The sequence below is a fragment of the Streptomyces sp. NPDC050549 genome, assembly GCF_040655035.1.
Classification (GTDB): Bacteria; Actinomycetota; Actinomycetes; order Streptomycetales; family Streptomycetaceae; genus Streptomyces.
Genome location: NZ_JBFAJD010000006.1, coordinates 293,246 through 311,108, shown reverse-complemented (window position 1 = coordinate 311,108; position 17,863 = coordinate 293,246). Strand labels below are relative to the sequence as shown.

The 17,863-nt window shown below is 68.5% G+C and carries 20 protein-coding genes; 13 read left to right on the top strand and 7 right to left on the bottom strand.

Annotated elements, in window-relative coordinates; all coding sequences use genetic code 11:
• Window positions 1-95: 95 nt before the first annotated feature.
• Window positions 96-725, bottom strand: coding sequence for a DUF305 domain-containing protein (locus AB0I51_RS12680; RefSeq protein ID WP_362974173.1), 630 nt, complete (start codon window positions 723-725; stop codon window positions 96-98).
• Window positions 722-1,222, bottom strand: coding sequence for a DUF6153 family protein (locus AB0I51_RS12675; RefSeq protein WP_362974171.1), 501 nt, complete (start codon window positions 1,220-1,222; stop codon window positions 722-724). Before AB0I51_RS12675 ends, AB0I51_RS12680 begins: the two co-directional genes overlap by 4 nt.
• Window positions 1,223-1,568: 346 nt before the next feature.
• Here AB0I51_RS12675 and AB0I51_RS12670 point away from each other — a divergent pair, with 346 nt between their 5' ends.
• From AB0I51_RS12670 to AB0I51_RS12655, 4 genes are all read left to right on the top strand, one after another.
• Window positions 1,569-1,937: a BlaI/MecI/CopY family transcriptional regulator gene (locus AB0I51_RS12670; RefSeq protein WP_362974169.1), complete on the top strand. Its 369-nt coding sequence runs from the start codon at window positions 1,569-1,571 to the stop codon at window positions 1,935-1,937.
• Window positions 1,934-2,845, top strand: coding sequence for a M56 family metallopeptidase (locus AB0I51_RS12665; RefSeq protein ID WP_362974167.1), 912 nt, complete (start codon window positions 1,934-1,936; stop codon window positions 2,843-2,845). The genes AB0I51_RS12670 and AB0I51_RS12665 overlap by 4 nt, the downstream gene beginning before the upstream one ends.
• 104 nt (window positions 2,846-2,949) lie before the next feature.
• Entirely contained in the window at window positions 2,950-3,201 is a 252-nt protein-coding gene (locus tag AB0I51_RS12660; RefSeq protein WP_362974165.1) for a hypothetical protein, read from the top strand.
• A gap of 395 nt (window positions 3,202-3,596) precedes the next feature.
• Complete coding sequence (locus tag AB0I51_RS12655) at window positions 3,597-4,157, top strand: hypothetical protein (protein WP_362974163.1); 561 nt, start codon at window positions 3,597-3,599, stop codon at window positions 4,155-4,157.
• Between the two features lie 150 nt (window positions 4,158-4,307).
• Here the strand turns inward: AB0I51_RS12655 and AB0I51_RS12650 are convergent, their stop codons facing one another.
• Window positions 4,308-4,442 (bottom strand): hypothetical protein, encoded by a 135-nt coding sequence (locus AB0I51_RS12650; protein WP_362974161.1) that lies wholly within the window; start codon window positions 4,440-4,442, stop codon window positions 4,308-4,310.
• A gap of 261 nt (window positions 4,443-4,703) precedes the next feature.
• Here AB0I51_RS12650 and AB0I51_RS12645 point away from each other — a divergent pair, with 261 nt between their 5' ends.
• From AB0I51_RS12645 to AB0I51_RS12620, 6 genes are all read left to right on the top strand, one after another.
• Window positions 4,704-5,735, top strand: a complete 1,032-nt coding sequence (locus AB0I51_RS12645; protein WP_362974159.1) for an NlpC/P60 family protein — start codon at window positions 4,704-4,706, stop codon at window positions 5,733-5,735.
• A gap of 932 nt (window positions 5,736-6,667) precedes the next feature.
• Window positions 6,668-7,288 (top strand): class I SAM-dependent methyltransferase, encoded by a 621-nt coding sequence (locus AB0I51_RS12640; RefSeq protein WP_362974157.1) that lies wholly within the window; start codon window positions 6,668-6,670, stop codon window positions 7,286-7,288.
• A 193-nt stretch (window positions 7,289-7,481) separates the two neighbouring features.
• Window positions 7,482-7,796 (top strand): DUF2218 domain-containing protein, encoded by a 315-nt coding sequence (locus tag AB0I51_RS12635; protein WP_362974155.1) that lies wholly within the window; start codon window positions 7,482-7,484, stop codon window positions 7,794-7,796.
• Between the two features lie 62 nt (window positions 7,797-7,858).
• Entirely contained in the window at window positions 7,859-8,113 is a 255-nt protein-coding gene (locus AB0I51_RS12630; protein WP_362974153.1) for a hypothetical protein, read from the top strand.
• Between the two features lie 99 nt (window positions 8,114-8,212).
• Window positions 8,213-8,950 carry a hypothetical protein gene (locus AB0I51_RS12625; protein ID WP_362974152.1) on the top strand — a complete coding sequence of 246 codons (738 nt, stop codon included), beginning with the start codon at window positions 8,213-8,215 and terminating at the stop codon, window positions 8,948-8,950.
• 585 nt (window positions 8,951-9,535) lie between these two features.
• Entirely contained in the window at window positions 9,536-10,345 is an 810-nt protein-coding gene (locus tag AB0I51_RS12620; RefSeq protein ID WP_362974150.1) for a C40 family peptidase, read from the top strand.
• Window positions 10,346-10,624: 279 nt separating this feature from the next.
• On the opposite strand, the gene AB0I51_RS12615 is transcribed toward AB0I51_RS12620, so the two are convergent.
• Both AB0I51_RS12615 and AB0I51_RS12610 read right to left on the bottom strand, forming a co-directional pair.
• Window positions 10,625-12,265 carry a multicopper oxidase family protein gene (locus AB0I51_RS12615; protein WP_362974148.1) on the bottom strand — a complete coding sequence of 547 codons (1,641 nt, stop codon included), beginning with the start codon at window positions 12,263-12,265 and terminating at the stop codon, window positions 10,625-10,627.
• A 75-nt stretch (window positions 12,266-12,340) separates the two neighbouring features.
• A complete protein-coding gene (locus AB0I51_RS12610) occupies window positions 12,341-12,781 on the bottom strand; it encodes a hypothetical protein (protein ID WP_362974146.1) in 441 nt (146 codons plus the stop codon).
• Between the two features lie 286 nt (window positions 12,782-13,067).
• Here AB0I51_RS12610 and AB0I51_RS12605 point away from each other — a divergent pair, with 286 nt between their 5' ends.
• Complete coding sequence (locus AB0I51_RS12605) at window positions 13,068-13,835, top strand: Ig-like domain-containing protein (RefSeq protein WP_362974144.1); 768 nt, start codon at window positions 13,068-13,070, stop codon at window positions 13,833-13,835.
• Between the two features lie 153 nt (window positions 13,836-13,988).
• Here AB0I51_RS12605 and AB0I51_RS12600 read toward each other — a convergent pair whose 3' ends face one another.
• On the bottom strand, window positions 13,989-14,474 hold the full coding sequence (locus tag AB0I51_RS12600) for a MarR family transcriptional regulator (RefSeq protein ID WP_362974142.1): 486 nt from the start codon (window positions 14,472-14,474) through the stop codon (window positions 13,989-13,991).
• A gap of 75 nt (window positions 14,475-14,549) precedes the next feature.
• Here AB0I51_RS12600 and AB0I51_RS12595 point away from each other — a divergent pair, with 75 nt between their 5' ends.
• On the top strand, window positions 14,550-16,709 hold the full coding sequence (locus AB0I51_RS12595) for an MMPL family transporter (RefSeq protein WP_362974140.1): 2,160 nt from the start codon (window positions 14,550-14,552) through the stop codon (window positions 16,707-16,709).
• 35 nt (window positions 16,710-16,744) lie between these two features.
• A complete protein-coding gene (locus AB0I51_RS12590) occupies window positions 16,745-17,158 on the top strand; it encodes a hypothetical protein (RefSeq protein ID WP_362974138.1) in 414 nt (137 codons plus the stop codon).
• Window positions 17,159-17,468: 310 nt separating this feature from the next.
• Here the strand turns inward: AB0I51_RS12590 and AB0I51_RS12585 are convergent, their stop codons facing one another.
• Entirely contained in the window at window positions 17,469-17,852 is a 384-nt protein-coding gene (locus AB0I51_RS12585) for a hypothetical protein (RefSeq protein WP_362974136.1), read from the bottom strand.
• Window positions 17,853-17,863 lie beyond the last annotated feature (11 nt).

The window sequence follows — 17,863 nt, the reverse complement described above, 5'->3', positions numbered from 1 at the left end:
TGGAAGGCTGACCGGACCTCTGCGACCCGGTGAGCGGACGGTAAAGATGTGGCCGACCGGTCTCCCTGTCGGCCACACCCACTCCTGCCGATACGTCAGCTCTTGCCGAGCATCTTGTTCATTTCCTTGATTTCGGCGGTCTGGGCCGTGATCACGTCGTCCGCGAGCTTGGTGGCGGGACCGTACTTGCCGTCGGCCTTCTCGGTCGTGGCCATCTTGATGGCGCCCTGGTGGTGCTGGACCATCATGTCGACGAACATCTTGTCGAACTCGGTGCCGGACGCATTCTTCAGCTCGTCCGTGTCGTCGCTGCTCATCATTCCAGGCATGGAGAACGACATGTCGTGGCTCATGCCGGACATGTCCGCGGGGACCTCCTCACCCCATGCCGTGAGCCAACTGGACATCGTCTTGATCTCCGGGTCCTGCGCCCCCTTGATCTTCGTGGCGAGGTCCTTCACCTCTCGCGAGGAGGCGCGGCTGTCAGCGAGATCGGCCATCTCGATGGCCTGACGGTGGTGCTGGATCATTTCCGTAGACAACGAGACGGCCGCGGCATTGTGGGCGCCGGCCTTCGCCGAGGCGGTCGCGGACGGGCTGGAGTCGGAGTTCATCGATCCCATGTCGTGACCACCGCTGCCGCCACAGGCGGTCAGCACCAGAGCGGCCGTAACGGCGGTGACGGCGAGGGCGGTGCGACGGATGAGCTTGCTGCGTGCGGTCATGATTGAGCTCCTGTGTCCGGATCTGTGAAGGGCATGCCGAGGCACGGCGCCGCATCCGCAGGGCAGGCGGCGACGCGCGGGGCGGTCCAGATCCGCAGGAGTTGGAGTTCGGAGAGGGAGAGCGGGGCCCGGCCGCCGTCAGGGCCGCTACCGAACGGCGAGGTACCTACGTCCGCCGACTCGAAGCACTCCACTACGTCGGGCAGCAACACCGGCGCCAACACAGGGGCCCCAGCGATGGACGCGGACGCACAGGTCGGGTCCGCGTGACCGACGTGGCCCGGGCAACCGCTGTCACCCGGATCGCATTCGCCCGGCATCGAGATCATGACGTCCCTGTGCGCGGTCGCCGCCATACCGCCGTGCCCGGAGTCAAAGGCCACGGGCACCGGCCCCAGACCGTGCATGCCGAGCAGGCCGAACAGCAAGGCGCACACGAGCAACACGCAGAACCGCAACGCCGGTTGCGGTCGGGCGAGCTGTGCAGAGCCTGTCACGCCCCCATCGTAGGTATGAATCACCGGCCCCTTGCATCCCGCACGTCACTCGAGTCCACACGGACGGGCGATACCCGCCCAGGGTATTTAGACTTCCCGGCAGGGGGGAACCCGTGCCCCACGTACGGACGACCCGGTACTACGTGTCCGGCATGACGTGCGGCCACTGCGAGAACGCCGCGAGATCCGCAATTGCGCTCGACGACGCCCGGATGCGCGAGGCGATCGACAAGGCAGGCTACGAGCCGACCGGCCGACTGCGACCCTGCGCCTCCACCCTGCGAGCCTCACAGGCCAGCCGTCTACTATGGGCTTGCGTATTCGGTGGCGAAAGGGAGTCAGTGCCATGCGACGGCTGGGGGATCTTGAGGCGGAGATCATGGATCGCTTCTGGACGTGGAACCGTCCTGCGACGGTGCGTGAGGTCGTCGACGACATCAACAAGATCCGTCCGGTCGCCTACACCACCGTGATGACCGTCACCAACATCCTGTACAACAAGGGCTGGCTGCTGCGCGGCAAGCACGGTCGCGCATGGCTGTACTCGCCGGTCCGCAGCCGTGAGGCCTACTCGGCCGCACTCATGGAGGACGGTTTGGGCGAGAGCAAGGACCGCCCGGCCGCACTGGTCCACTTCGTCGAGAACATGTCCGAGGAAGAGGTCGCCGCCCTGCGCAGGGCCCTGCGGAACGTGAGCCGACAGGCGAAGCCGTGAACGCCGCCCCCGCCCTGGTCGCCTACACGGCAGCGGTAGGGTTCGCCGCCCCGCACCTGCTGCTGCGCAGCAGGTGGACGCACCGGGCCCCCGCCCTGGCCGCGGCGGTGTGGCACGCGCTGGCGGTCTCTTTCTCGATCGCCACCGCGCTCACCGCGGCCACCCTGGCCACGCCGACCGAGCATCTGCATGCGGGACTCCTGGGCTTACTGCACACCTGTGGACTGACCGAGGGCGCGAAACAGCCCAGTCCCGACACTGCCTACCGGCTGGCCGTCGGCCTCCCGGTCGCTATCGGGATCGCCCTCGTCGCAAGCTTCGTCTTCCACGTCGTACGAGCCCGTCGGGCGCGGGCACAACACCGGGAAGCCGTGGACCTGGTGGGGCGTCACTCGGCCCGCCTGTGCGCCACCGTCCTGCCGTACGACACCCCGGCCGTCTACTGCCTGCCCGGCCGTCACCCCCGGATCGTGATCAGCGACGCGGCCGTACGCCAGCTGACGTCCGAGCAACTCGGCGCCGTCCTGGAACACGAGCAGGCCCACATCACGGGCCGCCACCACCTGGTCCTCGCCGCCGTCGAGGCGTTCCACACGGTCTTCCAATGGGTGCCACTCGCGCGCCACGCCCGGGAGCAGACGGCACTGCTGCTGGAGATGATCGCCGACGACCGGGCGCTGCGCCGCCACTCCCACGAGGTGCTGGCCACCGCCATGTACGAGATGGCCGCGGCGCGCGCCCCGAAGGGCGCCCTCGCCGCGGGTGGCCACACGGTACTCATCCGCCTGAAGCGGGTCCTCGGTCCGCGCAGGACTGCGCACCCCGCCCTGTGGGGATCCGTGGCCGCCGCAGCCTTGCTGGTCCCGCTGCTGCCGCTGTTGGTCGCCTGCCCGCCCGGCCTCGGCTGACCCGCTCAGCAGCCTTGACCGACCGGCCGCGTGCGTGATCACTGTGCCTCACATTCGGTTGCGACACGAACTATGAATCTACTAAGTCTCACTGACCTCCTCCGTTGCCGTGGCACCGACCCGACGCCGGAACCGCCCGGATCACCACCCTCGGCGTAGCCGCCGGCGCCATGAGCCGCCTGCCCCCGCAGAGCCAGGCGGCGCCGGAGCCCTCGGAGGACGAGGTGCGCGAGCGAGTGGAGAAGCTCTACCCGGAGACCGAGAATCCCACCGAGGAGTGCAACAGCATCCGCGAGAACCAGAAGAACCTGCTCCGAGAGGTCGACGGCGCGCACGACCGTGGCCCCAAGCAGTAGGAGGTCAACGAACTGCCCGAGAAAATAGGTCCGTTGGCGGCCTGAGCAGCACGGATGACGGCAGGACGCGGCAGCAGCTCGCGACCGTGCCTGGCGGGCAGCCCGAGGCGCTCCCCCGGTCCCGGCCGCAGCACGGATCGCGGACCTGAAGGTGCGCTACCTGCCGTACGGCGAGCTCCAGGCCAGCCCGGAGGCGATCATGCGGTTCGGCAAGCGACTGCACCCCATCGAGGCCCTGGCCCGCGACCTGAGCTGAGCCGACTCGACGGCGACCCGCCAGTCGGGCGCGGTCAAGGGTCAAGACTGGGTCATGTGGCATCAGCGCCTGAGCGGACCGGAGTTGCCCGACGTACTAAGGGAGTAAGTAGAACCAGCTCCCGACGAAGGGAAACGCCGTGATCCGGCAACGTATCGTCCTCACCGCGGCCGCAGGGCTCGCCTCGACGCTCCTGCTGGCGGCGTGCAGCGGCTCGAAGGACAACTCCTCAAGTACGAGCCCGGCCAACGTCGCTCCGGTCGCCACGGCCACCTCGACTCCCGCGACGTCGGCACCGGCCGCCACGGGCGACTCGGCCAGCGGGCACATGGCCACCACGACCATGCTGATGGCCAAGACAGTCCAGGGCATGGGCAGCGTGGTGACCGACGACAAGGGGATGACCCTCTACCGCTACGACATGGACAAGGCGACCCCGTCCATGTCGATGTGTACCGGTGACTGCGCGAAGACCTGGATGCCGGTAATGGCACAGGACTCCGTCCAGACGATGGGGGTGGAAGAGAGCCTCCTCGGCTCCGTCGACCGCTCGGACGGCATGAAGCAGCTCACCCTTGGGGGCTGGCCGCTGTACCGGTACATGGGCGACACGAAGGCCGGACAGATGAACGGCCAGGCCAAGGAAAGGATGTGGTTCGCCGTCACCCCGTCCGGCAAGAAGTCGACCATGACAGGCTGAGCGAAGATCCACAGCTCGGGGCGGGCGCTGCACGAGTCATCAGACGACCGCCCGCCCCTCATTGACGACGGACTTCTGCCGAGGAGTCGGCAGAAGCTCCGTATTGTGCGGCGATCTCGCCCCACCGGTGTCGCACTCCCCCGACCCGGGCTACCCGACGACGGTCGTCCCGTCCGGCGACTGGGCGGGGTCCAGGCTTCGCAGGCGCTCCTTCGTCTTGCCGTCCCACTCAGGCTCCTGTTTCCCCTTGGCCGCTCCGTCCTCGTCGGAGAACTTGGCGGGCATCGACTGGCACCAGCCGCATCGTCGCCACTCCCCAGCACGAGCGAGGGCACGGCGGTGCTGACGATGGCCTCAGGTGAGTTGAATGCGCAGATTGCAGCCGGGGACAGAGCAAGCCCCACGCGGATTTGAACTACTCGTAAGAAGGTTAGTAGATTCCAGCTTCGAACCTCCGCCCGGATGTTCACTCATGAGGAGTGACGACGGAGGGTCCCGCCCGCCGGCACGTTGACAGGCGGCTGAAGGAAGAAGGAGCTCGCCTCTATGGCGTCACACCGTCGACCCAAGCAGCCGAGCCGCACCCGCGTGACCGTCCTCACCGCGACCGCCGCAGCAGCAGTGGCCCTGACGTCCCAGGCCGCCCAGGCCGCGCCGAAACCGAGCAAGGACCAGGTCAAAGCCAAGACCGACACTCTCTACGAGCAGGCAGAGAAGGCCACCGAGGAATACGACGGGGCCAAGGACAAGCAGAAGAAGCTCGAGAAGGAGATAGCCGATCTCCGGGACAAGGTCGCGCGCGGCCAGAGCGATCTGAACACCCTGCGAGACGGCCTCGGTTCGCTGGCCAGCGCCCAGTACCGGACCGGCGGCATCGACCCGTCGGTCCAGCTCTTCCTCTCCTCCGACCCGGACGACTACCTCGACAAGGCGTCCACACTCGACCAGCTGAGCGCTCAGCAGATCGAGCAGTTGAAGAAGGTCCAGAAGAAGCAACGCATGCTCGCCCAGCAGCGCCAGGAGGCCTCCACCAAGCTCAAGGACCTCGCAGACACCCGCACGGAGCTGGGCAAGAAGAAGAAAGAGGTCCAGGCGAAGCTCAGTCAGGCGCAGAAGCTTCTCAACACCCTGACCGCCCAGGAGAAGGCGACGTTGGCCGCAGAGGAGGAACGAGCCAGCCGCGACAGCGCACGCAGCGTGCTTGGCGACGCGAAGCCGGCCTCCGGTCGGGCGGGTGCCGCCTTCCAGGCCGCACAGACCAAGATCGGCACGCCGTACGTGTACGGTGCCTCCGGCCCCAGCTCCTTCGACTGCTCGGGCCTCACCTCCTGGGCGTACGCGCAGGCGGGTGTCTCCATACCGCGCACGTCGCAGGAGCAGGCCAACATCGGTACGCGTATCTACTCACAGAGCGATCTCCAGGTAGGCGACCTGGTGTTCTTCTTCGGCGATCTGCATCACGTCGGCCTCTACGCGGGCAACGGGCAGATCCTGCACGCCCCCCGGACGGGCACGGTCGTCCGGTACGAGTCGATGAGCACCATCGGCGGCGCGTTCGAGTTCGGCGTCCGGGTCTGATCCAGGTTCGCTTGTTGATCCTCGTCCACCAAGGTGCCCGCGCGGCGATGCACGTCGCGCAGCGTGCCGAGCATGGCCTGCGCCTTCTCCACGAAGGCACTGGACGCCTCCAACTTGACGGTTCCCAGACGCGGCTCAGCCTGTTCGAAGCTCATCCCGGCCAGCAGCACCTGGCCCTCAGCCGAGTAGCCCCGGCTGATCCTGTCCAGTGCTGCATCGAGACTGCGCCATCGAGCTTCACACTCGTATATGAACGCACTGCACGCCTCTCGGCGTACCTGTCGCAACCATTGATCGTGTGTCGTGCGCCCTGCCGAACGGGCAGCAGCTACCGCTCCACGAGCTCCGACAGCCGCACCGACGACGCCTGCTGCTGCCGCGACGACGCCAAGCAAGGTTTCACTTTGCAGGGCCGTCTCCTGATCTGTGGGAGTAGAGGGTACGGCCTCATCACATGTGCCTGCCGGCCGAGACAGGAACAGCTTCCCAACCCCGCAGCAACGACGGCAAGAGCCGCCAGTCGTACGTCCTCAGCTCCACTTCGAACAGTGACTCAAGGTGACCGCGTACGCCATTGGCTCGGGGAATAGGCGACACCTGAACATACGAGCCCACCAGTACCAAGACCGGCTCCCGCCGGACGCCTTCCCGGCCCAGATCCGTTCGCATCCGGTCGCCTCGAGGGCGAGGATCCCGATCTTGAGGCGCTTGCACAGTGTCGCCCGTCCACAGGACGGCCACGGGCACCTCTCACCTCTCCGCAGCACCCCTCGTAATTCGCTGCACCGTTCAGGGTTTGAGATACATGGCGACGCCGATAAGACACTTCGACTTGCTATAGACAGAGTGTATTAATAAAATTGATGTCACCCTCCCAACGGTGGGCATTCCACCCTGAGCGACCAGACGCGACAGGCAGGAAGGGCATGCACATGGCCGAAATATCCGCCTACTTCCACTCCGGGGCCGGGCATTGGTCAAGGCCTGAGGAACTGTACGCCAGCCCGCCACCGTGGGACATCGGTCGACCTCAGCGGCCCTTTCTCGCTCTCGCCGACGCGGGGGCCGTCCGGGGCCGGGTGTTGGACGTCGGCTGCGGGACCGGTGAGCACACGCTCATGGCTGCCGGTCTCGGTCTGGACTCCACAGGTGTCGATCTGGCCGGCAACGCACTGGACACCGCCAGGGAGAAGGCACACGACCGCGAGCTGAGGGCGCGGTTCCTCCTCCACGACGCCCTGAAGCTGGCCGATCTCGGGGAGCCGTTCGACACCGTGCTCGACTGCGGGCTGTTTCACATCTTCAGCGACGACGACCGCGCCGCCTTCGTCGACAGCCTGCGGTCCGCGGTCCGGCCGAGCGGCCGCTACTTCATGCTGTGCTTCAGCGACCAGCAGCCGGGCAGCCAGGGGCCGCGGCGGGTGACGCGGGGCGAGATCGGAGCCGCGTTCGCCGACGGGTGGCGCATCGACTCGCTCCAACCGGCCACCATCGACATCACCACCGACCCGGACGGCATCCGGGCCTGGCTGGTCGCCCTCACCAGGACCTGAACTCCGCAGGGCCTGCGTCGCGCAGCGGCATGGGAGCCCGTCGCTGCCCATGCGTGCCGGTTCCGTGCGCACGAAGGCGCCCGCCCTGCGACTGGCATTTCCGGAAAGGAACGCCTTGCTGACCTCTGAAGCCCATATCTCGACCCACCGCGCGGGCCGGTATCTCGCTCAACTCTCCTGACACGCCGACCAGATGGGCCGACGCCCGCATTACCGACCGCGCGCCCACGGTGGCGGTGACGCGCCTCCCAAGGTGGAGCACACCGAATGGTCCGACACTCACGGAGTCATCAGGTTCGCCCGGGGGAAGTGCACCATGCAGGCCACCCAGAACACGCTGACGCTGCGTGCCGAAGCCGCCGACGAGGACAACCTGCGGATTGTTCAGGACGGCATCGCCCGACGCCTCGAAACGATGGGTCGACGCGATCAGCTGACAGTGACGTGGCAACGCCCCGAGGCGGCGCAGCCCGAACCCGGTCACGGTGCCGCAGGGCCCCGCACCTGAAGGGCTCAGGGGTCCTGCAAGGCCGACGGCCCGTCAAGAAGGTTGCCCTCATCGCCGTCGGCGTGCTGATCGTCTCCGTGCACCTGGGGCTGTTCGGGGCCGTCCTGACGGCCTCGCCGTGGACGGACTGGGCGGCCAACACCGTCCTGGCGCTCGTCCTCCTGAAGGTCATCACCGTTGCCGGCCACATCGTCCCGGCCCGTCTCGCGATCCGTCGCCGCCGCAAAGGGCACGCGGCACCTGTCGGCCAGGCCATGCCGGACGAGCCGCCCCATGATGACGAACTCGGCTGCACCGCTCCGGAAAAGCTCGGCTAGAAAACCGGAGACGACAGGCGACGAGCGTCCTCGACGTTCCCGGCGCCCAGCTCTACTACGAGACGCGCGGCGGCGGCCCACTCCTGTCCACTATCCCCGGTGCCAGCTGCCACTGCCGGGTGTTCGCGATGGTGGCCGACCATCTGGCGGAGCAGTACACCGTCGTCACCTACGACCGACGAGGGTTTCTCCCGCAGTCGGCTCGACGGTCCGCGGGACTACGATCACCGGCTCGCCACTGACGCCAACCACAACCGGCGTCTGATCGAACACCTCGGCGACGAGCCCGCGGTCGTCTTCGGCACCAGCCCTGGAGGGATCGTCGCCCTGGACGTCCTGACCCACCACCCCTCCGTGGTCCGCACGCTCATCCCGTACGAGCCCGCGACCGTCAGCGGGCTGCCCGACGGACAGACGTGGATCGGCTTCTTCCACGGCGTCTACGACCTCTACCGCACATCCGGCTTACCGGCGGCGCTCCAGGAGTTCCGCGAGCGAGCATTCGCCGAAGTGGACCGGCGGACCATGGACAGCGCGGCCGACGCGAAGAAAGACGAGCACGCTCATGCCAACGCCGTCTACCGGTTCGAGCACGAGCTGCGCCAATATCCCGTCCTGAAGCTCGACATCGACACCCTCACCGCCCACGGCGACCGAATCGTGCCGACCGCCGGGCGGGAGCAACGTGGCTGCCCATGCCACGAGGCCGGGGACCAAACTCGGCCTGGACGTGATCGAAATGCCCGGCGGACACGTAGGTCTTGCCGCCCGCCCCGCCGAATTCGCCGACGAACTCCTGCGGGCCCTGGCACGGAACTGACGGCGGCCGAGGGTTGACGAGCGCGCCAGCACCCTCGGCACTCGGACGCCTGCGAGTCCCCCGCGATCAGCGGCGGCTACTGCGTGGCACCTCCCCCGCGGGTCTCTCGCAGAGCGCGGCATCCGCGCGATGCAAGGTCCGTACGCCTACGCCGGCTTCACCGTCGGCAGGGCGCGGCACTTCGACTTCGTCGTCAAGGGCCGCACGCCACCCAGCTCGCCCTGCGTGATCGGGGTCGCAGCCAACCGGAGAACCGTGCGACGCGCCTCGGGCGTACCCACCGCCAACCGATGAGCTCACCCGGCGACCGAACCTCCCCGCAAATCACGGCCGCAGCAAGCTGTAGTTCGTGACCTGCATCACACGACCCTCGGGCTCGAAGGAGCCGAGCTTGGCCACCAACCCTGGTCAGTGATAGGGCAGTCGCAATTCGGACCTAACAACGAAGGTGCTTAGTTGAAGGCTTGCGCGCGGGACCCGCAATGCCCGTTATGACGTCAATTAGAGGCGCCGTACCCAGAATTCGGGGGGCACGCCGGGCACATGTGGCGCACCACACGTTCCTTGAAGATACGAGGGAGACCCTGGTACCAGTTGTCCCCATGCCCCACACCGCTCAGATACCAAGCCACAGGAAACCCAGCCGCAACACGTCGAGAATGGCAGTGCGGGCCGGAGTTGCCACTGGCGTCCTCGGCACCCTGGCAATGGCCGGGGCGTCCGGCGCGGCGAACGCCGCCGAGCCGGTGACGCAGACCCTTGAACTGCCCACGCTCACCGCGGACTTGGCCGCGCAGGTCGCCCAGTCCGCGGACGCCACACAGCAGGCCGCCGCGAACTACGAGCTGCAGGCGGAGCGCGACGCGGCCGCGGCCAATGCCGCGAAGCAGGCCAAGGCGGACCTCGCCGGCGCGAAGAAGAAGGCCGAGGCCAAGAAGAAGGCCGAGACGGCCCGCAAGGCCGCCGCCGAGCAGGCCACCTCCCGCAGCGCCGAGCGGACCACCCTGGCCGCTTCCGCGACCTCCAGCGCCCCGAGGAGCTCGTCGACGGCCACGGGTTCGGCGGCCGCGGTCATCGCCTTCGCCAAGGCGCAGATCGGCGACGCCTACGTGCTCGGCGCCACCGGCCCCAACTCCTGGGACTGCTCCAGCCTGCTCCAGGCCGCATTCAAGCAGGCGGGCATCAGCCTCCCGAGGGTGTCGCAGGACCAGTCGACCGCGGGCACCCCGGTCTCGCTGAGCAACCTTCAGCCGGGCGACATCCTCTACTGGGGCTCCGCCGGCAGCGGCGCCTACCACGTGGCGCTCTACGTCGGTGGTGGCAACTTCGTAGGGGCTGAGAACCCGTCCACGGGCATCGTCGAAAGGCCCCTCTCCTGGGATCCGCCGACCGGCGCGGTGCGCGTGCTCTGACGCGCGCCGATTCACAACGGGCCACCCTGCTCGGACAGTACTGCGTCCGGGGAAGGTGGCCCTCGCGCATGTTGAGGCTGCGCCGATGACGTCCGGCGTTGTCAGGTGGTACCGCGCCCGTCGTCGGGCCATGGACAAGCAGCTACGGTCGTCGCCGTGAACTCGCTTTCCCCCAGAGGGATTTCACGCCCGCCTCCCGGGCCCGGCCTTCGTATGCGCACCGGTGCGGGCGCGCCCACCGCGAACCGATGAGCGCACCCAGGCGATGACCGGAGAGCGTCAGGCCTTGTAGGCGACGTTCGCCATCATCCCGGCCTCACCGTGGTACGCGTTGTGGCAGTGCAGCATCCACTGACCCGGGTTGTCGGCGTCGAGGAACACGGACACCGTCTTCTTGGGCAGCACGATCGCGGTGTCCTTGCGCGGGCCGGTGGCACCGAGCTGGTACGTGTGGCCGTGCAGGTGCATCGGGTGCCACATCTCGGTCGTGTTGACGAAGTCGAGCCGTACGCGCTGCCCCTCCTCGATGACGATCGGGTGCGCCTCGGGCTTCGCCATGTCGAACTGCTTGCCGTTGATGGACCAGTTGTACTTCATCATGTTGCCGGTCAGCTTGATCTGGTGCGTGACGTCGGTCTTGGCGGACTTGAGCCGCACGTCGTCGGCGGCCTGCAGCTGGGACGCCGTCATGATCATGCCGCTGAGTTCCCTCGGGCGGACCGTCGCAGACGGCTTGCTCCCGGAGCCCGTACGCACCAGCGCCAGGCCGCTCGCGTTCTTGCCCTCGGCCAGAGCGACGAGGGGGAAGACGCCGTCACCGAGGGTGACGAGGACGTCGTACCGCTCCCCCATGCCGACCAGCAGGGCGTCCACCTCCTGGTGCTGGACCGGGAAGCCGTCGGTGTGGGTGATCGTCAGCCTGTGGCCGCCGAGGGCGACCCGATAAGCGGTGTCCGAGCCGGCATTGATGATCCGCAGACGTACCTTCTTGCCGGGCTGGCCGGTGTAGACGTCGGGGTCGGCGGCCACCCGGCCGTTGATCAAGTGGTGCGGGTACTTCACGTCGCCGGCGTCGCCGCCGAGCAGCCTGCTGGTGGCGCCCGCGAGCATGAAGTTCTTGGACATGTCGCCGGACGAGGAGGCCGAGGCGGACGGGGAGGCGGAACCACCCATGTCCATCCCGCCCATGTCCCCCATATCGCCCATGCCGGTATCCGAACTGCCGCGGCTCGGGCTGCTGTCCATGTCCATGCCGCTCATGTCACCCATGCCGGCCATGCCGCGCCTGAGTTCGGCGAAGGCATCGTCGGGGGTGCCGGTGACGCCGTCCAGCCAGTCGTCGAGGAGGACGACCCACTCGTCGTCGTACGACAGCGGCTCCTTGGGGTCCTCGACGATCAGCGGGGCGTACAGGCCCCGGTCGAGCTGAACGCCGACGTGCGGGTGGAAGAAGTACGTGCCGGGGTCGGGGGCGATGAACGAGTAGGTGAAGGTGGAGCCGGCCTGTACGGCGGTCTGGACGGCGGGCGGCACTCCGTCCATGTCGTTGCGCAGCGCGATGCCGTGCCAGTGGATCGACGTGGTGGTCTTGTTCGGGAGCTGGTTGGACAGCTCGGCGACAAGAGTGTCACCGGCGGAGAGGCGGACCTCCTTGCCGGGGGTGCGGCCGTCGAAGGCCCAGGTCCTGGGCATGACCCCGCCGCCCAGGTCGATCATCGCGGGTGCCGCGGTCAGGGTGACCTTCTTCCGCCGTCCCGTGGCTTTGCGCTTCATGTCGGCGGCGGTGACGGCCGAGGCGGTGGGGCTGACCAAGGCGCTGCCGCCGCCGGAGCCGGAGCCACCGCTACAGGCGGCAAGTACGCCCGCTCCGGCGACTCCCAGGCCGGTGAACAGGACGGAGCGTCGGTTGATGCTGTTCATTGCGTTGTGTCCTCTGTTTCGTAACTGCCGATGTGGTCACGGAGGAACGGCACATCGTGCGCCGTCCGGCGCGGCCTACAGACGCAGTCGAGAGAGGACGGAGAGATCGGGCGGAGCACGGCCGACCGCGGCGGCGGGTGTGCGTCCCGCCGCGGCCTGACGCAGGTTCACCAGAGCGTCGAACGAGCGCTGGCTCGGTACGGCGAGCTGCACGGTGTCGACGCTCGCCGAGGTGCAGTGCTGCATGCCGGGCATGGCGCACCCGCCGTCTTCGACGTCGTGCGGGGAGTCGCCCGGGACCGACGTCGCCTCATCGCCGCCCATCACGTGTACGGCCTGGGCAGAACCCGGCATCCCGTGCCCGGTATGGACCGACCCCGACATGGACGACGACGTTCCCATCGCGGCCGTCTCGTGGTGGACGAGCACGGCCAGCGCGACGCAGAGGGTGAGGAACACCCCGTACGTCCAGCGGACGGCTGTGGCGCCTCCGCTGCACGCTGTCCGTATCGCCATGATCTCCACCTGTGTCGCGGGTACCGATCGCCGGAGTCGGCATCCTACCCCCAGGGGGTACCCGGACGCTCACCCTTGGGCCCCCGGCCCGAGTCTCGGAATCTCTCGTAGTGATTTCGCCTTGCACGGAAGAATCGGCGAGACTACGAAAAATTTTAGTAGCCGCCGAAGAAGTCTGACACACACCGCAATCGGCACCGGCAGCACCCCGACGCGCGGGAACCGATCGAGCTCGTCGATCATCTACGAACATACTTAGATCATTAGGTACAGAAGGGGAAGCATCATGGGACAGCGCCCGACAGCACGGCCGGTCAGCCGTACCGCGCGATCGCTCGCGCTCGCCTCGGCCACCGTCGCCGCCCTCGCCGCATGCAGCTCCGGTGGCGGCAAGGCGGAAAGCGGCTCGGACTCGGCGGCCGGCGACGGCAAGAACGGCGGACCGGCCGCGATAGCCATGGCACCCGGCGACGGCGATGCGCAGGTGCCGGTCGGCCGGAAGGTCACCGTGCGCGCCCAGGGCGGCTCCCTCTCCACCGTCGAGGTCACATCCCCTGGCCCGGGCACACTCTCCGGCACCTGGTCGAAGGACAAGTCCGTGTGGACGTCCACGACACCGCTCGCCCCGGGCGCCACCTACACGGTGACGGCCAATGGCAAGGCGTCCGGCGGGTCCGCCCTCAACAAGACCGCCTCCTTCACCACCGAGGCGGCCAAGAACACCTTCGTCGGCGAGTACTACCCCGACAAGGGCATGAAGGTCGGCGTCGCGATGCCGGTCTCGATCACCTTCAGCAAGCCGATCAGCGACAAGACAGCGGCGGAACGGAAGCTCAAGGTCACCGCGTCCCCCGCAGTCGAGGGCTCCTGGAGCTGGATGAAGGACCGCGACGGCAAGGAAACGGTTTGTGCCCCGGCCGGACATGAGAGTGCCGGTGGGACATCCCGACCCACTCGACGCACCGGCTTGACCGGAGCCGCGATGGCGAGTTGCACGCGAGACAACGTACGGGAGGTGGCAGCCCCCGCCGGCTGGACGCGCGCATCCTCGTGACCGACTGGGCCTCACCGGTGAAGGTCCGATCCGGTGGAGGAGCCGCTGCACACGACTCAGTTGAACAGGCGCCAGGTGTGCGTCGTCCTGGCGCGCGATCCGACGGTTCGTCAGAGGAACCGGGCCTGGTGGACGAAGCGCGGTAGCAGCCGTTCAGCGGCTCAGCAGCGCGAGTTCCCGGTTCATCTCGGCGAGGAAACGGACAACGACGGCCAGTTCGTCGGTGGTGAAGCGCTCGCACGCGGCAGCGGTGCTCCGGGCCAACGGCCGGAAGTAGTCGGCTGCCACCCGTCGGCCCGCCGTCGCGTAGTGCAGGTGCACCACGCGACGGTCGTCGACCGCTCGGACACGCTGGATATGGCCCGCCTTCTCCAGGCGGTCGATGCAGGCGGTCACCGCGCCTGACGTGAGGCTGAGCCGCTCGCGCAGTCGGCCGGGCGTCATGGGTCCGTCCTCGGCGTCGGCGTCCAGGATCGCGATGAGTGCCAGTACGTCCGTGAGGTGCAACCCCTGTGCCTGCGCGAAGTCGTGGGCTATGCGGTTGAACTCGGCGTTCATCGCGCGCAGGAGCACAGCGAAGTTCTGCAGTCCCGTCGGGTCGTCTTTGGGAGAGATCGACGAGGTGTTGTTGACGGGCATGACACCAGTATATGTTCTCTCAATCATTGAGATTCTTGATGAGTGACTTACTGTCTCTGCCGTTTGAGGATGTTCATGCGCACCACTCCGCGTCGGGCCCGGTGGCTCGTACCCGTCGTCCTGCTCCTCGTCTGGCTGGGCGTGGGCGGAACGCTCGGCCCCTACGCCGGAAAACTGGGCGAGGTGGCAACCAACGACCAGGCCGCCTTCCTCCCGCAGAGCGCCGAGTCGACCCGGGCGCTCAGGGCCCGGGAGGCGTTCGACCAGTCCGAGACCCTGCCGGCCGTCGTGATCTGGACCGCACACGGGAACCGCTTCAGCAAGGCCCAACAGACCACCGCCACCCGCGTCGTGGACACACTCGCCGAACAGCCCGGGATCGTGGGCCGCCCCTCCCCCGCACTCCTCTCCGACGACGGACAGGCCATGCAGTCCGTCGTGCAGCTGAGGCCCGACCTCGGTAAGGACCTTCCGAAGGTCCTCGGCAAGGTGCGTGAGGCGGTCCGGGGGGTGCCGGGCGCCACGGCACAGATCGCGGGACCAGCTGCGAGCCAGGCCGATCTGTCGAACGCGTTCGCCGGCATCGACGGACTGCTGCTGGGCGTGGCGCTCGGCGCCGTCCTGCTGATTCTGCTGCTCGTCTACCGGAGCGTCCTCCTACCGTTCCTGATCATCATCGGGGCCGTGTTCGCCCTCGGGCTGGCATGTGCCGTCGTCTACGCGCTCGCGGACCGGGGCATCGTCAGGGTGGACGGGCAGGTGCAGGGCATTCTGTCGATCCTCGTGATCGGCGCCGCCACCGACTACGCCCTCCTGCTGGTCGCCCGCTTCCGGGAAGAGATCGCCCGGCACGACAACCCAACCGCTGCTGCCGTGACCGCGCTGCGCCGCTCGTTCGGTGCGATCACGGCGAGCGCCGCCACCGTGGCGCTCGGACTGCTGGCCCTGCTCGCCAGCGATCTCACCAACAACCGCGCCCTCGGTCCCGTCGGTGCCATCGGCATCGTGTGCGCCGCGCTCTCCGCACTCACCTTCCTGCCAGCCGTGCTGGCGCTGCTGGGCCGTACCGCCTACTGGCCCTCCCGGCCGAAGGCCTCCGACGCGCCCGCAGCAGCAGCCGAGGGACGCGGTGTGTGGGCACGGGTCGCTGCAGTCGTGAACCGGCGACCGCGACGGACCTGGGTGGTGACCGCCCTCGTCCTGGCCGGCTGCGCGGCCTTCTCACCGACCCTGTCCGCCAAGGGAGTTCCCCTCGACGAGATCTTCGTGGGCCACGCCGACTCCGTCACCGCGCAGCAGACGCTCGGCAGGCACTTCCCCGGCGGCTCCGGCAATCCCGCAGTGATCATCACCGAGGCCGACCGAGCCGCTCAGGTGACGGCCACGGCCACACGCACCGAAGGCGTGGCATCAGCCGGCACGGTGTCCGCCTCGGGACGGCCAGGTGCCGGTGAGCCCCTCGTCGTCGACGGGCGCGTCCGGATCGACGCCGTCCTGGAGGCCGCGGCGGACAGCGACGCGGCCAAGAAGACCATCGCCCGACTACGGGCGAACGTGCACGCCGTGCCCGGGGCCGACGCTCTGGTCGGCGGGTACACGGCACAGCAGTACGACACCCAGCAGACCGCCGCCCGCGACCGCACCGTCATCGTGCCCATCGTGCTGGGCATCATCCTTCTCATCCTGATGATGCTGCTGCGCTCGCTTTTGGTGCCCGTCCTGCTGGTGGCCACCGTCGCACTCAACTTCCTGGCCACGCTCGGCGTGTCGGCACTCGTCTTCCAGCACCTGCTCGGCTTCAGCGGCACGGACGCCTCGGTGCCGCTGTACGGATTCGTCTTCCTGGTGGCCCTCGGCGTCGACTACAACATCTTCCTGATGTCGCGGGTACGGGAAGAGTCGCTCACCCACGGCACACGGCGCGGCGTACTGCGTGGGCTGACCACCACCGGCGGAGTGATCACCTCGGCCGGAGTCGTGCTGGCAGCGACGTTCGCGGCCCTGACCGTGATCCCGCTCGCGTTCCTGGTCCAGATCGCGTTCATCGTGGCCTTCGGCGTCCTGCTCGACACGTTCGTCGTCCGCTCACTGCTGGTGCCCGCCCTGGTCATCGACATCGGCCCCAGGGCCTGGTGGCCCAGCTCCCTGGCCCGAGACACCGACCACCACAGGACCGGGCCCGAAGCCCCCGACGCGGGTTCCGAGCTCAAGGCGCCCACCGGGCACAGCAGTTGACCGGTGAGCGTCTCGACGAGCATCAGGATTGTGCCGTGGTCGCGCCCTCAGCCAAGGGGGAACCCGACGCCTTGTCGGCGCACGAGTCGATCCAGTGCGGCGGCCGTCGCCGACGACGGCGGTCCCCACGGCACATCGCCGAGCGCCCCGGCACCCGCCACCCCGAGGGCGCGGACGACGACCTGTCCCCCTTCCGCCGAAGCGCCGTGACGGGTACGGCGATCCACCTCGTGCGGGCCGCCGAGGCGGGGGTGGCGTCGCTGCCGGGTACGGTCACCGCCGTCGAACGCGACGAGCACCGCGGCCGGACCGTCTGGAAGGTCGAGACCGTCGCCGCCGGGGGCGCACGGCACGAGGTCACCGTGTACACGGCCGACGGCACGGTCACCTGCACCAGGCCCGGCGGCAGCGACGACGGCGAGGCCGCCACGGCACCGACGACGACCTGACCGGGCGGACCACCGACGCCAACGGAGCCCGCCCCTCGACGCCCGACCGTCTCCCGACCGCCACGCGGGCGAAGACCGGACAGGGGGCGCCACCCGGTCGCACGAGGGGCCGGACGACGGGTCGAGTCAAGGCCGTGGGCGTGGTTTGGACGACGGGTCGGGTCACGGTGGGGGCATGGATGTGACGACGCGTAGTCCGAACTGCGGGCGCGGCCACGGGTGTTCGCACGGCGCACGTGACGCGTGAGTCCGCAGGCCGGCCGGCTCGGCAGGACGCGGTCCCGGTGGCTTCGTCCGGACCGCGGCCCCGTCAGCGGTCCGACAGCCGGGTCGCGCAGGAAGGCCAGTTCCCCGTCCGCACGATATGGCTCGCGATGCTCAGCGCCTCGGTCAGGGGCACGGTGTCCGCGTCCGGATAGGTGTCGTGCTGTCCGCCGGTGCGGACGAAGCCCTCGCTCCAGCCTTCGGCTCCCGGGGTGACTGCGTGTTCACCGGGGTCGCCCTCGCCTTCGAGCAGCATGACCATCGCGCGGCGGGCGTTGGTGACGAGGGCGAGCGAACGCCCGGCGCTGCTGGTCAACCAGGTCTCCAGGCGGCCCTCGGCGATGCCCGCGCGGAGCGCCTGCGTCACCGTTCCGGCGGGGACGGGGGTGCCGGGGCCGTCGTCGTGGTCCAGAGTCCAGGATTCGTGCACGGTACGACGGT